Source organism: Streptomyces sp. NPDC003379 (genome assembly GCF_053589195.1).
Genome location: NZ_JBSFRK010000015.1, coordinates 13184 through 26967 on the forward strand (window position 1 = coordinate 13184; position 13784 = coordinate 26967).

Annotated in this window: 9 protein-coding genes; 5 read left to right on the plus strand and 4 right to left on the minus strand. The window is 72.3% G+C overall.

Translation table 11 applies throughout. The features are described from left to right. Nucleotides 1-149: 149 nt before the first annotated feature. Nucleotides 150-2717, minus strand: a complete 2568-nt coding sequence (gene pepN, locus ACWDVB_RS16580) for an aminopeptidase N (RefSeq protein WP_451513211.1) — start codon at nt 2715-2717, stop codon at nt 150-152. A gap of 377 nt (nt 2718-3094) precedes the next feature. Between pepN and ACWDVB_RS16585 the strand changes: the two genes are divergently transcribed. Further along, entirely contained in the window at nt 3095-4342 is a 1248-nt protein-coding gene (locus tag ACWDVB_RS16585; RefSeq protein ID WP_451513210.1) for a flavin-dependent oxidoreductase, read from the plus strand. A 223-nt stretch (nt 4343-4565) separates the two neighbouring features. Next, nucleotides 4566-5075 (plus strand): DUF1203 domain-containing protein, encoded by a 510-nt coding sequence (locus ACWDVB_RS16590; protein WP_451513209.1) that lies wholly within the window; start codon nt 4566-4568, stop codon nt 5073-5075. On the opposite strand, the gene ACWDVB_RS16595 is transcribed toward ACWDVB_RS16590, so the two are convergent. Beyond that, on the minus strand, nt 5076-5948 hold the full coding sequence (locus tag ACWDVB_RS16595; protein ID WP_451513208.1) for a LysR family transcriptional regulator: 873 nt from the start codon (nt 5946-5948) through the stop codon (nt 5076-5078). Between the two features lie 118 nt (nt 5949-6066). Here ACWDVB_RS16595 and ACWDVB_RS16600 point away from each other — a divergent pair, with 118 nt between their 5' ends. Beyond that, complete coding sequence (locus tag ACWDVB_RS16600; RefSeq protein ID WP_451513207.1) at nt 6067-7311, plus strand: MFS transporter; 1245 nt, start codon at nt 6067-6069, stop codon at nt 7309-7311. 3 nt (nt 7312-7314) lie between these two features. Here ACWDVB_RS16600 and ACWDVB_RS16605 read toward each other — a convergent pair whose 3' ends face one another. Further along, on the minus strand, nt 7315-8331 hold the full coding sequence (locus ACWDVB_RS16605; RefSeq protein WP_451513206.1) for an aspartate-semialdehyde dehydrogenase: 1017 nt from the start codon (nt 8329-8331) through the stop codon (nt 7315-7317). A 188-nt stretch (nt 8332-8519) separates the two neighbouring features. On the opposite strand from ACWDVB_RS16605, the gene ACWDVB_RS16610 reads away from it, so the two are divergent. After that, the gene (locus ACWDVB_RS16610) at nt 8520-9050 is read left to right on the plus strand and encodes an RNA polymerase sigma factor (protein ID WP_451513205.1); all 531 of its coding nucleotides are present in this window, start codon (nt 8520-8522) and stop codon (nt 9048-9050) included. Nucleotides 9051-9808: 758 nt separating this feature from the next. Beyond that, nucleotides 9809-10333 (plus strand): hypothetical protein, encoded by a 525-nt coding sequence (locus tag ACWDVB_RS16615; protein ID WP_451513204.1) that lies wholly within the window; start codon nt 9809-9811, stop codon nt 10331-10333. 126 nt (nt 10334-10459) lie between these two features. On the opposite strand, the gene ACWDVB_RS16620 is transcribed toward ACWDVB_RS16615, so the two are convergent. Further along, nucleotides 10460-13777, minus strand: a complete 3318-nt coding sequence (locus ACWDVB_RS16620; RefSeq protein WP_451513203.1) for a S8 family serine peptidase — start codon at nt 13775-13777, stop codon at nt 10460-10462. Nucleotides 13778-13784: the final 7 nt, after the last annotated feature.

Here is a 13784-nt window from a genome sequence, read left to right on the forward strand (position 1 = left end):
GAGACGGCCGCCGCGCAGCGGCGGGGTCGTGGGCGACGGCCCGCAGTCGATGACGGCGAGTCATCGCCACCGGCAGACCCGCCGGGAAACCCCGGCAGACCCCCGACCGGAGCCCAAGAGGAACCGCCCCCCCCCGCCCGGCCCGAGGGCTACGCGTCGACGGCCCGTGCCCGAAGCGCCCTCTCCACCCCCGCCCGCGACTCCGTGATCAGGCGGCGCAGGGCCGATGACGGGTTCGCCGAGGCGAGCCAGGTGTCCGTGGCGTCCAGGGTGGACTGGGAGACCTGGAGGGTCGGGTAGAGGCCGATGGCGATCTGCTGGGCCATCTCGTGGGAGCGGGAGTCCCACGCCTCCTTGACCGCGGCGAAGAACTTCTCGGCATAAGGCGCCAGCAGCTCCCGCTGGTCCGTCTGGACGAAGCCGCCGATCACCGCCTCCTGGATCGCGTTGGGCAGGGAGTCGGACTCCACGACCGAGGCCCACGCCTCGGCCTTGGCCTCCTCCGTAGGCCGCGCCGCCCGCGCCGACGCCGCGTGGCGTTCGCCCGCGGCCGTCTTGTCCCGCTCCAGCTCCGCCGCGATCCCCGCCTCGTCGAGGCGTCCCGTCGCCGCGAGCCGGCTCACGAACGCCCAGCGGAGTTCCGTGTCGACGGCCAGGCCGTCGATCGACTCCGTGCCGTCGAGCAGCCGCTCCAGGAGCGAGAGTTCGGCGTCCGTGCGGGCCGTCGCCGCGAAGGCCCGTGCCCACGCCAGCTGGTGGTCGCTGCCCGGTACCGCCGAGCGGAGGTGGGCCAGGGCCGCCTCCGTCCAGCGCGCCAGCGCCGCCTCGCGGCCCGCCGGCGCCGCGTACAGGTCGAGCGCCAGCTTCACCTGCCGGTGCAGCGACTGCACGACGCCGATGTCGGACTCCTTGCCGATGCCGGACAGGACCAGGGAGAGGTAGTCCCGCGTCGGGAGTTCCGCGTCGCGCGTCATGTCCCAGGCCGAGGCCCAGCACAGCGCCCGCGGCAGCGACGCCTCGAAGTCGCCGATGTGGTCCGTGACGAAGGCGAGGGACTCGCTGTCCAGGCGGACCTTCGCGTACGAGAGGTCGTCGTCGTTGAGGAGGATCACCGCCGGGCGGGCCTTGCCCACCAGCGCGTCGACCGCCGTCAGTTCACCGTCGACGTCCAGCTCCACGCGCTCCGTGCGGACCAGCTTGCCGGACGCCTCGTCCACGTCGTAGAGGCCGATCGCGATCCGGTGCGGCCGCAGCGTCGGCTCGCCCTTCGCGCCCGCGGGCAGCGCGGGAGCCTCCTGCTTGACGGCGAAGGACGTGATGACGCCCCGCGTGTCGACGTCCACGACCGGGCGCAGCACGTTGATGCCCGCCGTCTCCAGCCACTTCTTCGACCACGTCCTCAGGTCGCGCCCGCTGGTCTCCTCAAGGGCGCCGAGCAGGTCGGACAGGCGCGTGTTGCCGAACGCGTGCCGCTTGAAGTACGCCTGCACGCCCCGGAAGAACTCGTCCATGCCGACGTAGGCGACGAGCTGCTTGAGGACGCTCGCGCCCTTCGCGTACGTGATGCCGTCGAAGTTGACGAGGACGTCGTCGAGGTCGCGGATGTCCGCCATGATCGGGTGCGTCGACGGCAGCTGGTCCTGGCGGTACGCCCATGTCTTCATGGAGTTGGCGAACGTCGTCCAGGAGTGCGGCCAGCGCGAGCCCTCCGCGTACGCCTGGCAGGCGATGGACGTGTACGTCGCGAACGACTCGTTCAGCCAGAGGTCGTTCCACCACTCCATCGTCACCAGGTCGCCGAACCACATGTGGGCCAGCTCGTGGAGGATGGTCTCCGCACGCGTCTCGTACGCCGCGTCCGTCACCTTGGAACGGAACACGTACTGGTCGCGGATGGTCACCGCGCCCGCGTTCTCCATCGCGCCCGCGTTGAACTCCGGCACGAAGAGCTGGTCGTACTTCGCGAACGGGTACGCGTAGTCGAACTTCTCCTGGAACCAGTCGAACCCCTGCCGCGTCACCTCGAAGATCGCGTCCGAGTCGAGGAACTCGGCGAGCGAGGGGCGGCAGTAGATGCCGAGCGGCACCGACTGGCCGTTCGGACCCTCGTACGAGGAGTGCACCGAGTGGTAGGGACCGACGATCAGGGCCGTGATGTACGAGGAGATGCGCGGCGTCGGCTCGAAGAACCAGACGTCACCCTTCGGCTCGGGCGTCGGCGAGTTGGAGACGACCGTCCAGCCGCTCGGCGCCTTCACCGTGAACTGGAAGGTCGCCTTCAGGTCCGGCTGCTCGAAGCTCGCGAAGACGCGGCGCGCGTCGGGCACCTCGAACTGCGTGTAGAGGTACGCCTGCTGGTCGACCGGGTCGACGAAGCGGTGCAGGCCCTCACCGGTGTTGGTGTAGTCGCAGTCGGCGACGACCTTCAGCTCGTTGGGGCCCGCCTCCAGGTGCTTCAGCGCGATGCGCGCGTCGCGGAACACCGCGGCCACGTCCAGGGAGCGGCCGTTCAGGACGACCTCGTGGACCGCGGGGGCCACCAGGTCGATGAAGGTCTCCGCGCCCGCCTCCGCGGAGTCGAAGCGCACCGTGGTCACGGACCGGTAGGTGCCTCCCTCCTGTGCTCCGGAGAGATCGAGGTCGATCTCGTACGAGTCAACGGTCAGCAGCTTCGCCCGCTGCTGCGCTTCTTCGCGGGTCAGATTGGTGCCGGGCACGCGGTCATCTCCTCGGGTACGGGTTTGGTACAGGGGTTCGGTACGGGGGTTCGGTACGGGTTCGGTACGGGGGTTCTGTGCGGGTTCTTCGGGGTGCGACTTGTGGTGTTTCCGGCCATCCTTCCATGCGGGTTCGCCCGCCCGCCCGGACCATTGTTCTACCGCTGCCGTGCCGCTACGCTCCGCGCGACCGCCCCGGCCGGGCAGGCCGCCGACCACGGCCTCGACCACGGCATCGACCACGGCGTCCCGGCCACGGGGCTTCGGCCCGGGGCTCCGGCCACCTGCCGGGCGTGCGGCCACAGGGACCACAGGGGGATGTGGGAGATGCTGGGGATCGAGAGGGCGGGCCGCGCCGGGCCGTCCGTACGGCAGCCATGATCGACGTACTGGTGGCGGGCGCGGGCATCGGAGGGCTCACCGCCGCGCTCGGCCTGCACGCGGCGGGCATCGGCGTACGCGTCGTGGACGCCATGGACGAGCTGCGCCCGGTCGGCGTGGGGATCAATCTGCTGCCGCACGCCGTACGGGAGTTGACCGAGCTGGGGCTCGGCGGTGAGCTGGCCGCGACCGCGGTGGCGCCCGACGCCATGGTCCACTTCGACCGGCACGGCAACCGCATCTGGGGCGAGCCGCGCGGCCTCGCGCTCGGCCACCACTGGCCGCAGTACTCCCTGCACCGCGGCGCCCTCCACCTCCTCCTGCTCGACGCGGTGCGCGACCGGCTCGGCGACCAGGCGGTGCGCACCGGCACCGCCTTCGTGCGCCTCGCCGAGAGCGAGGGGAGCGCGCTGCGGGTGATCCTGCGGGACATGGCGCGCGGCAGGGAGTACGCGGTGGGGGCGCGGGCCCTGGTCGGGGCGGACGGGCTGCACTCGGCGGTACGGGCCATGCTGCACCCCGGCGAGGGGCCGCCGCTGTGGAACGGCATCCGGATGTGGCGCGGCGTCACCGAGTGGCATCCCGTGCTCGGCGGGCGGACGGTCGCGGTGGCGGGCAGCAACGCCGCCGCCAAGCTCGTCGTCTACCCGATCTCGCGGCCGGCCCAGGAGCGGGGCCGGGACGTGCTCAACTGGGTGGCGGAGGTGCGGTTCCCGCGGGCCCACCACCACGCGATGGCGGGGCCCGCCGACTGGAACCGCTCCGGGCGGCTCTCGGACGTGCTGCCGTACTACGCGGGGTGGCGCATCGGCGACCTCGACGTGCCCGCGATGCTCTCCGCCACGCGGCACATCCTGGAGTACCCCATGGTCGACAGGGATCCGCTGGCCCGCTGGGGCCGGGGTCCCGTCACCCTGCTCGGCGACGCGGCGCACCCCATGTACCCGGTGGGGTCCAACGGCGGCTCCCAGGCGATCCTCGACGCCTGCGTCCTCGCCCGCTGCCTCGCGTACGCCTCGCCGGACCGGGAGGCGGGGCTGCGGGCCTACGAGGAGGTGCGCAGGGAGCCGGTCAACGCGATCGTCCTCGCCAACCGGGACATGCCGGCCGACCGTGTCCTCCAGACGGTCGCGGAGCGGGCGCCCGACGGCTTCGACCGGGTGGAGGACGTTATGACCCCGGAGGAGCTGGGGGCGCTGGACGCGGCCTACCGCAGAACGACGGGGGACGGCCTCTGGCCCTGAGCGGTGCGGCTCGCTCTTGGCTCGGTCGATCACCGGCTTCGCCGAGTTCGTCCTCAAACGCCGGACAGGCTTGAATCCCGTTCCTCAGTGCCGGACGGCTTGAATTCCGCTCTCCAGCGCCGGACGGCTTGAATTCCCCGCACCGGTCAGGCCGGCAGCCCCGTCAGCGCGACGTCCGGAAACCGCCAGCCCCGCCCCCGTCCCACGCGCGAGGCTCGGCCCCATGACCACCACCTCTCACACCCCTCTCGCCATCACCCCCGACGCCCTCACCCGGCTCCGTGACGTCGACGACGCGGGGCAGCCCTGCGTCCCGTACGTCGACCCGGAGGGCGGCCACCCGCTGCGGTGCTGTCTGCGGCCCGTCGCGCCCGGTGAGCGCGTCGCGCTCGTCTCCTACGCGCCCCTGCGCCGCTGGGCCGCCGAGAGCGGCGCGCGTCCCGGTGCCTACGACGAGCAGGGACCCGTCTTCATCCACGCCGACCCCTGCGAGGGGCCCGCCGAGGAGCGTGACGGCTACCCCTTCTCCAGGGCCGGGGCCCTGCGCACGATCCGTCGTTACGACGCCGAGGGGCGGATCGTCGGCGGGCGGCTGCTGGAGATACCCGAGGAGGAGACGGAAGGGTTCGACGCCGCGTTCGCGGAGGCCTTCGCCGACCCGGAGGTCGCCCTCGTGCACGTCCGCGCCGTGGAGTACGGCTGCTTCCACTTCGAGGTCCGCAGGGCCGCCTGATCAGCCCACGTCATCACCGGTGAGCGCCCGTGCGAACTCCCGTACCCGCGCCGTCTCCCCGTCCCGGTGCCACACCATGCCGAGCACCGAGTCCGGCAGCCCGTCGACCGGCACGAAGACGACGTCCTTGCGGCCGTGGTACTCCGCCGTCGGACGGCACAGCAGCATCGCGCCCCGGTCCGCCGCCACCAGCGTCAGCCCCTCCTGGAGCGTGCGGACCGCTGGGGCGGGGACGCCGGACGGGGCGTGCGCCGTACGCCAGTACGCGGGTGCCGGCGCGGTCGCCGCGATCAGCGGGGTCTCCCTCAGCTCCGCCGCGGCGAGCGAGACCCGCCCCGCGAAGGCGTGCCGCACCGAGACGGCGACGGTCTGCCGCTCGCTGGAGAAGACCGGGCCGAGGACCAGATCCGGCTCGGCGACCGGCAGCAGGACGATCGCCGCGTCCACGTCACCGTGGCGCACCGCCCCGAACGGGTCGGCGAAGGGGATCTCCACGATCTCCGTCACGCAGGCGGGATGCCGCTCCTGGAAGGCCGCGATGGCCCCCATCAGGCAGGCGTCCGCGGTCCCCTGGAAGCCGATCCGCAGCGTGCCCTCGATGCCCCGCGCCGCCGCCCTCGCCCGTTCGACGGTCGACGCCAACGCGTCGTACGAAGGACGTAGTTCGGTGAGGAAGCGCTCGCCGAGCGGGGTCAGCCGGACCCGGCGGCTCGTACGCTCGACGAGCCGGGCGCCGATCCGGCGCTCCAGCGCGGCGAGCAGCTGACTGACGCGGCTCTGCGAGACGTACAGCCGCTCGCCCGTCCGCCCGAAGTGCAGCTCCTCGGCGAGCACGAGGAAGCATTCGAGCTCCCGGATCTCCAGCCCGTTCACTTCCGCGCAACCCCCGCTGATAAGCATCGATGCATGTGATGCATCAATGAGCCTGGCTCATACAAGGATGAGATCTTCCGCGTTGTTCCCCGCCCGGCCGCGGCACAGGGTGGATGTCATGTCACAGAGCACCCAACTCCCCACACCGCACGAAACGTTGCCGCGACAGCGGGGCGGCGGCCTCGCCGTCGTCGCGGTCGCCACCGCCACCTTCTCCGTCGTCACCACGGAGATGCTCCCCGTCGGCCTCCTCACCTCCATCGGCTCGGGCCTGCACGTCTCCGACGGCACCGCGGGCCTCGCCGTCACCCTGCCCGGCCTCGTCGCGGCGCTCGCCGCCCTGCTGCTGCCCGTCGCGGTGCGGCGCGCGGACCGGCGTACGGTCCTGTGCGCGCTGATGGTGCTGCTCGCCGCCGCCAATCTCGCCTCCGCGCTCGCCCCGGCCTTCGGCGTCCTGCTCGCCGCACGCGTCCTGGTGGGCGTCTGCATCGGCGGCGTGTGGGCCATCGCGGCCGGCCTCGGGGTACGTCTTGCCCGCGAGGAGGACGCCGGGCGCGCCACCGCGGTGATCTTCAGCGGGATCGCCGTGGCGTCCGTCCTCGGCGTCCCCGCGGGCACACTCCTCGGTGAACTGTCGGGCTGGCGCTGGGGATTCGCGGTCCTCGCCGCGCTCGCCCTGGCGGTCGCGGCGCTGCTCGTCGCGGTCCTGCCGGAGCTGCCCGCCCGCGAGGGCGTCAGGATCGGCGCCTTCGCGGACCTGCTGCGCATCGGGCGGCTGCGGGCCGGGCTGCTCGCCGTCACACTCCTGGTCACCGGGCACTTCGCCGCGTACACCTACGTACGTCCCGTCCTGGAGCGGGTGCCCGGCATCGGCGCGGGGCTGATCAGCGGGCTGCTGCTCGCCTACGGAACGGCCGGCATCGTCGGCAACTTCGCGGGCGGCGCCGTCGCGGCCCGCGATCCGCGCCGGGCGCTGCTCGCCATCAGCGCGGGGCTCGGCGCGGTCGTGCTCCTGCTGGTGCCCGCGGGCGGCTCGCTCGCCGCGACGGTGGCGCTGCTCGTGGCGTGGGGCCTGGCGTACGGCGGGGTCTCGGTCTCCGCCCAGAACTGGGTGATGGCCGCCGCGCCGCACGCCCGCGAGGCGGCGTCGGCGCTCTTCGCCGGGGTCTTCAACGTGGCGATCGCGCTGGGCGCGTTCGCCGGCGGCCGGGTCGCGGACAGCCGTGGCGCCGGAGACGTGCTGTGGCTGGGCGGCGGCCTCGCCGCGCTCGCGCTGGCCGCCGTGGCGTACGCGAAAGGGACGGCCACCAAAGGGACGGCCACCGTTGCAGAGGTGACCGCCCCCGTCGAACGTACGAACTGATCGTCAGGCCCTGAGCTCCGCCGCGACCAGCTCCGCGATCTGTACGGCGTTCAGCGCCGCGCCCTTGCGGAGGTTGTCGTCGGAGATGAAGAACGCGAGGCCGTTCTCGACCGTCTCGTCGCTCCGGATGCGGCCCACGAAGGAGTCGTCCTTGCCCGCGGCGACCAGCGGGGTCGGCACGTCCGTGACGACGACGCCCTCGGCCGAGGAGAGCAGCTCGGTGGCGCGCGCGGGGCTCAGTGGACGCGCGAAGCGGGCGTTGACCTGGAGGGAGTGGCCGGTGAAGACCGGCACACGCACGCAGGTGCCGGAGACCTTCAGCTCCGGGATCTCCAGGATCTTGCGCGATTCGTTGCGCAGCTTCTGCTCCTCGTCGGTCTCGTTCAGACCGTCGTCGACGATGGAGCCCGCCATCGGCAGGACGTTGTACGCGATGGGCGCCACGTACTTGTCCGGCTCGGGGAAGTCGACCGCCGAGCCGTCGTGGGTCAGCTTCGGGGCGTCCTCGCCGACCTTCTTGACCTGCTCGAACAGCTCGTCCACCCCGGCCAGGCCCGAACCGGACACCGCCTGGTAGGTGGCGACGACCAGCGCTTCGAGACCGGCCTCCAGGTGCAGCGGCTTGAGAACCGGCATCGCGGCCATCGTCGTGCAGTTCGGGTTGGCGATGATGCCCTTGGGGCGGTCCGCCACCGCGTGCGGGTTCACCTCGGAGACGACGAGGGGCACCTCGGGGTCCATGCGCCAGGCGGAGGAGTTGTCGATCACGACGGCGCCCTGCGAGGCGACCCGCTCGGCGAGCGCCTTGGAGGTCGCGCCGCCGGCCGAGAACAGCACGATGTCCAGGCCGGAGTAGTCGGCCGTGGAGGCGTCCTCGACGGTCACGCCGTCCACCACCGTGCCGGCGCTGCGGGCCGAGGCGAACAGGCGCAGCTCGTCGACGGGGAACTTCCGCTCGACGAGGATCTTGCGCATGACCTTGCCGACCTGACCGGTGGCTCCGACGATTCCGAGCTTCACAGGGACTTCCTCCGTATTGCGTGCGGCCTCGTGACCTCGGCCTGGGGTTGCTCCATGATGCGTCTGTCCAGGCCCGGGTTGTCCAATCCATTGTCCGAGGTGCGGGACGCCACACACGCCGGGCGCGCGCCCGAACGTTTCGGGCTGCTGTGGCGTCGTAGGGGAAACGTGGGGACGGGAGGGGCACATTGCTGCGCAGGAAAGCGCGCCGCGCGCCACAGCGGCAGGGCGCGGACCCGCTGGACGCGGCCCAGGAGAACCGGGTGCGGGCGGTGCTCGCGCTCGGCGGGGTGCCGCACGGCGACCTGCCGGACGGGGTGCAGCAGGTCCGGCTGAAGCTTCTTGAACGGGCCGCGGACGGGCGCGAGGCTCCCCGGGACGTCTCGGCGTGGGCGGCCGTCGTCGCCTCCAACCTCGCCATGGACTGGCACCGGGCCCGGCGCAGGCAGGAGCGGCTCGGCCAGCGGCTCGCCGTGCTGTGGCGGGAGGCGACCGACGAGGACGGCGCGGAGTCGCGGGCGCTGTCGATGGCGGTGGCGCAGGGCCTCGGCGAGCTGCCGGACGCCCAGCGGCAGGTCGTGGTGCTGCGCTTCTACGCCGATCTGCCGGTGCGGGCGATAGCGGAAGAGCTGGGCATCCCGGAGGGCACGGTCAAGAGCAGGCTGCACACGGCGGTACGGCTCCTGCGGGCGCGGCTGCACGAAGGCGAGGTGGTGTGACGGTGGCCGGAAAGGACTGGAAGGACTGGAAGGACTGGAAGGACTGGAAGGGCCGGAAGGACTGGAAGGGCCGGAGGGGCCAGAAGGACTCGAACGACGTCGACGCGCTGATGGCGGCGATCACGGACGAGCCCGTGCCCCAGGAAGCGCTGCGCGACCCCACCTTCGCCGCCGAGCACGCGGCCGCCCTGGCGGACGTGGCCCTGCTGAGGGAGCGGCTCACCGCCGTGGGCGAAACGCTGGCGGCTCCTGCCGCACCTGCGTTCCCAGCCGCTCCTGCGGGGCTGGCCGCTCCTGCGGGGCTGGCCGCTCCTGCGGGGCTGGCCGCTCCCGCGGGGCCCGGCGTTCCCGCATCCTCGGCCGCTTCTGCGTCCTCGGCCGCTCCTGCGGGGCCGGACGTTCCTGCGGACTCGGCCGCTCCTGCCGAGCCGGCCGCCCCTGCATCCGCGGCCGCTCCTGCGGGGCCCGGCGTTCCTGCATCCTCGGCCACTCCTGCGGGGCCCGGCGTTCCTACATCCTCGGCCACTCCTGCATCCTCGGCCGCTCCTGCGGGGCCAGACGTTGCTGCATCCCCGGCCGCTCCTACGTCCCCGCCCGCTCCTGCGGGGCCAGATGTTCCTGCGGACTCGGCCGCACCTGCGGAGCCGGCCGCACCTGCGGAGCCGGCCGCACCCGCGGAGCCGGCCGCACCTGCCGAGCCAGCCGCTTCTGCGGAGGCGGTCGTTCCGCTCAGGCCCCCGCGCAAGGCCCGTAACCACGTGGCCACCGCTCTCGGCGCGGTCGCCGCCACGGTGGCCGCCGCCATGGTCGGCGGACTCGCCTGGCTGGTGGTGGACGCCGGGCCGGATGAAGGCCGCGACGCGGGCGCGGGCAGTGCGAAGGAGGCGGCGCCCGACGGGGAGAGTGGGCAGGACGGCGACGGCGGGGCGGACGCGGACCTCACCCCGGAGGGCTTCGTGGCGTGCTCGCGGATCATCGTGGAGGGCACGGTCACGGCGGTCGACGCCGCACCGGGCGCCGCGCGGGACCGCGTCACGCTCGACGTGACCCGCTACTACAAGCCGAAGTCCGGGGACGGCACGCTCAGCTTCCCCATGGACCACGACGTCGACCCGCGCCTGAAGACGGGCGACCGCGTCCTGATCACCATCCCCCGGGGCGAGGCCCATCCCGACAACTGGGCCATGGGCAAGGACCGCGACAGCCTGCGCCGCATGGTCCTCAAGGCCCTGCCGGGTTCACGGAAGATCCAGTGCGACGGGGGCTCGCGGACGGACCGGTAGACGCGGATGGACCGGTAGACGCGGATGGACTCGTAGAAACGGGCGGGCCAAGATAGAACGGGCGGTCCAAAGAGAAAGCGCCGGACAGGCTCCGCAGAGCCCGTCCGGCGCCCGAAGGGCACACCGTTACGGCGTGACCTTCTCGATCTTCACGCTGCCGTTGCCGGCGACCGTGCCGCCCGCGTTCAGCAGGGACACCTCGCCGAACAGCTCACGGCCCTCGGCGGCCGGCGCCTTCGCCTCGACCGCCGCCTCGACCTGCGCCGAGTCGCCGTTGCCGAGCTTCACGCGCTTCGACTCGTCGACCGTCACCTTGCCGAGCGCGTCCGAGAAGAACACGTCCCGGTAGTCGTACGCGGTCGAGCCGGTCGGCACCGAGTAGCCCACGACCTCGATCGTGTACGTACCGGCGGCAGGCTTCGTCAGGCTCACGGACTCCTCCGAGTCGCCCGCCGCCGACGAGCCGACGACCGCGCCGTCCTTCTTGACGGTCAGATCCAGGTCGGCGGCGACGTCCGCGGGCGAGCCGATGACGACGTCGAGCCGCTCGGCGCCCGTGGGCACGACCACCGTGCTGGTCTGCGTGGCGTCCTGGGCGATGCTGGGCCGCGCCGACTTCGACGAGCCGAGCGAGCCGCCCTTCAGCTTGCCGTCGACCGCCGCGAAGCGGTTGGTGGCCTTCCAGGCGACGGGCGCCGGGGTGCCGGCCTTCGCCTCGGGGACCGTCTGCACGGCCGGGTCGAAGTCGACACCGAGCGCGGAGACCTTCAGCTCGTACGGGTTGTCGAGCAGCGGCGACGTGCGGCGCGACTCGACCTCGATCTCCCAGACACCGGCCTGCGGCTCCGCGTACGAACGCAGGTCGGGGCGGCAGGTGTTGGCGGGGTTCGGGTAGTTCGGGTAGCAGGCGAGCGACGACGTGGAGTCGACCGGGACACCGTAGGGGTGCACCGCGATGAACCGCGTCTGGCTCTTGTCCTTCAGGCCGCCGAGGGCGACTTCGAGGGACTTGGCGCCCTTGGGCACGGTGACGAAGTACGACTTGGTGCTGTTGCGCTGCACCGAGCCCTTGGCCGCGTGCGTGTACGAGGGCTCGGCGAGCGGCGCCGAGACGACGACCGTCGACATGATCTGCTGGTCGATGCCCTCGGTGCGCTCGTCGTCCACGGTCAGGATCGCGCTGTGCAGACCGGCCGACTTGGCCTTCGCCCGGACCTTGACGGTGACCGGCTCGTTCAGCGGCAGCGTCACGTCACCGTCGCCGAGGAGGCGGAAGGTGCCCTCGTGGTTCTTGACCAGGTCCAGCTCGTGGCGCAGGGCGCGGTCCGGGCCCGAGGTGCGGGTGATCGTGACGTCGTACGTCCGCTTCTGGCCGGCCCTCAGGCCGCCCTCACGGTCGTAGATGCCGGTGCCGGGCTTCTTCAGCTCCTGTTCAAGGGCGGTGTCGACCGGGGCCTTCACCGCGTACGTGTGGGCCTTCGCGCCGTCCTCGATGGCGTTCCAGGCGTCGACGACGTCGATCAGGCCGGTGCCCTGCGCGTACGCCTGCTCTCCGCGGATGTGGCTCGCGGTGGAGGTGAGGGCGGTGCGCAGCTTCGCCGGGGTGAGGTCGACGCGCTCGCGCTTGGCGGCGGAGAGCAGCAGCGCCGAGGCGCCCGCGGCCTGCGGGGACGCCATCGAGGTGCCCTGGAGCATCGAGTAGCCGGCCGGGAGCTTGTAGCCGGCCTCGGTGACCGGGGAGCCCGGCAGCCAGGTCTGCGTGGTGTTGATGGCCGAGCCGGGCGCCGAGATGATCGGCGCGAAGCCGCCGTCCTCACGCGGGCCGCGCGAGGAGAAGTTCATCATCGCGTACTTCTTCTCCACGGCGGAGCCGTAGTTGGCGGCCCACGTCTCCTTGGAGATGGCGGCGCCGACCGAGATGACCTTGTCGGCGAGGCTCGGGTCGCCGATGGTGTTCGCGCCGGGGCCGGAGTTGCCCGCGGAGATCACCAGCTGCACGCCGTACTCGTCGATGAGGCGCTTGTAGAGCTCGGCGCGCGCGTTGTTGCCGTCGTTGAGGGCCGGGAGGCCGCCGATCGACATGTTGACGATGTCGACGCCGCGCTTGGTGACGAGGTCGATCATGCCCTCGGTGAGGGCGACGTTGGTGCAGCCGCCGGTCCAGGTGCAGGCGCGGGACGAGACGAGGTTCGCGCCCGGGGCCGCGCCGTTCATCTTGCCGCCGAAGAGGCCGTTGGCCGCGGTGATGCCCGCGACGTGCGTGCCGTGCTCGGACTCGATGACGCCGATGTTGACGAAGTCGGCCTTCTTGCCGACCCAGTCACCGCCGTACGGGTCGGTCGGCACGTCCTTGCGGATCTCGACGACGAACGGGACGCGCTCGACGACGTCGGTCGCCGGGTCGTCCTTGCCGAAGTAGGCGACCTGGTGGTCGTCCTTGTACGGCTTCATCGTCTCGTCGTCGGTGAAGTCGTTGTTGTCGTTCAGGTCTACGCGAACCGTGCCGCCGGTGCCGGCCGCCGGGTCGTACAGGACACCCCAGCTGTCGGTGGTGTCACCGTCGCGGTTGATGTCGCCCTTGGCGTCGCCGCCGGTGGTGGCCGACTCCCGGAAGCGGTTGACCTGGAAGGAGCCCGCCGGGGCCTTCCACGTCTCGCTGTCCCACGTGAAGACGGGGCCGCTGACCGGGTTGGTCATACGGCGCCAGGTGCCGTCCGCGTCCACGATCGGGTCGGTCGCCGTCACCCAGTCGGTGATCTTGCGCTCGCCGGTGGTGGTCTTCTTCAGCGCCGGGTGGCCGAGGTCGATGCCGGAGTCGAGGATGCCGATGGTGATGCCGCGGCCGTCGGCCTTCGGGTGCTTCTTCACGAAGTCGACGGCGCCCGTCTCGGCGGACGGGTTGTACGGGTTCTTCGCGGGGGTGCTCCTGCCGGGCCCCGGGTAGGTCCCCTCGGCGGCGGGCTTGGCGCCCTTCGCGCGGTCCGCGGCCGGGGTCGGGTCGTCCAGCTCGATCTCGTGGCGCAGATCGATGGCGTGCACGGACGACAGCTTCACCGCGGACTTGATCGCGGCGTCGGCCCTGCCGGTCGGCACGGTCGCGCGGACGTAGCCGAGCTTGTCGTAGGTGCGGCCCACCGAGCCGCCCTTGACGCCGTCGAGCTGGTCGGCGACCTGCTCGGTGGCGCCGGGCGCGGTGGCGACCATCATCGTGACGGTCTTCTCGCCGTCCGCCTTGGCGTCGGCGAGCAGGTCGGCGTCGGCCGCACCGAGCTTGCCGCCCGAGGACCTGGGCGCCTCGGTCACGTCTACGGGGTCGTCCCCGGTGGCCGCGAGGGCCATGGGTATCCCGGTGGCGGAGAGCGCGGCGGTCAGGCCGACGGCTATCGCGAGGCGGGCCGCGCGTCCTGAGACCGCGGGTCTCGCGCTGGATGTGGATCTGGGCATCGGCATC

Bases quoted from the DNA above. Each gene is read 5' to 3' on its own strand.
- ACWDVB_RS16585 (WP_451513210.1), top strand. From the start codon at position 3,095: ATGATCGACGTACTGGTGGCGGGCGCGGGCATCGGAGGGCTCACCGCC.
- ACWDVB_RS16590 (WP_451513209.1), top strand. From the start codon at position 4,566: ATGACCACCACCTCTCACACCCCTCTCGCCATCACCCCCGACGCCCTC.
- ACWDVB_RS16600 (WP_451513207.1), top strand. From the start codon at position 6,067: ATGTCACAGAGCACCCAACTCCCCACACCGCACGAAACGTTGCCGCGA.
- ACWDVB_RS16620 (WP_451513203.1), bottom strand. From the start codon at position 13,777: ATGCCCAGATCCACATCCAGCGCGAGACCCGCGGTCTCAGGACGCGCG.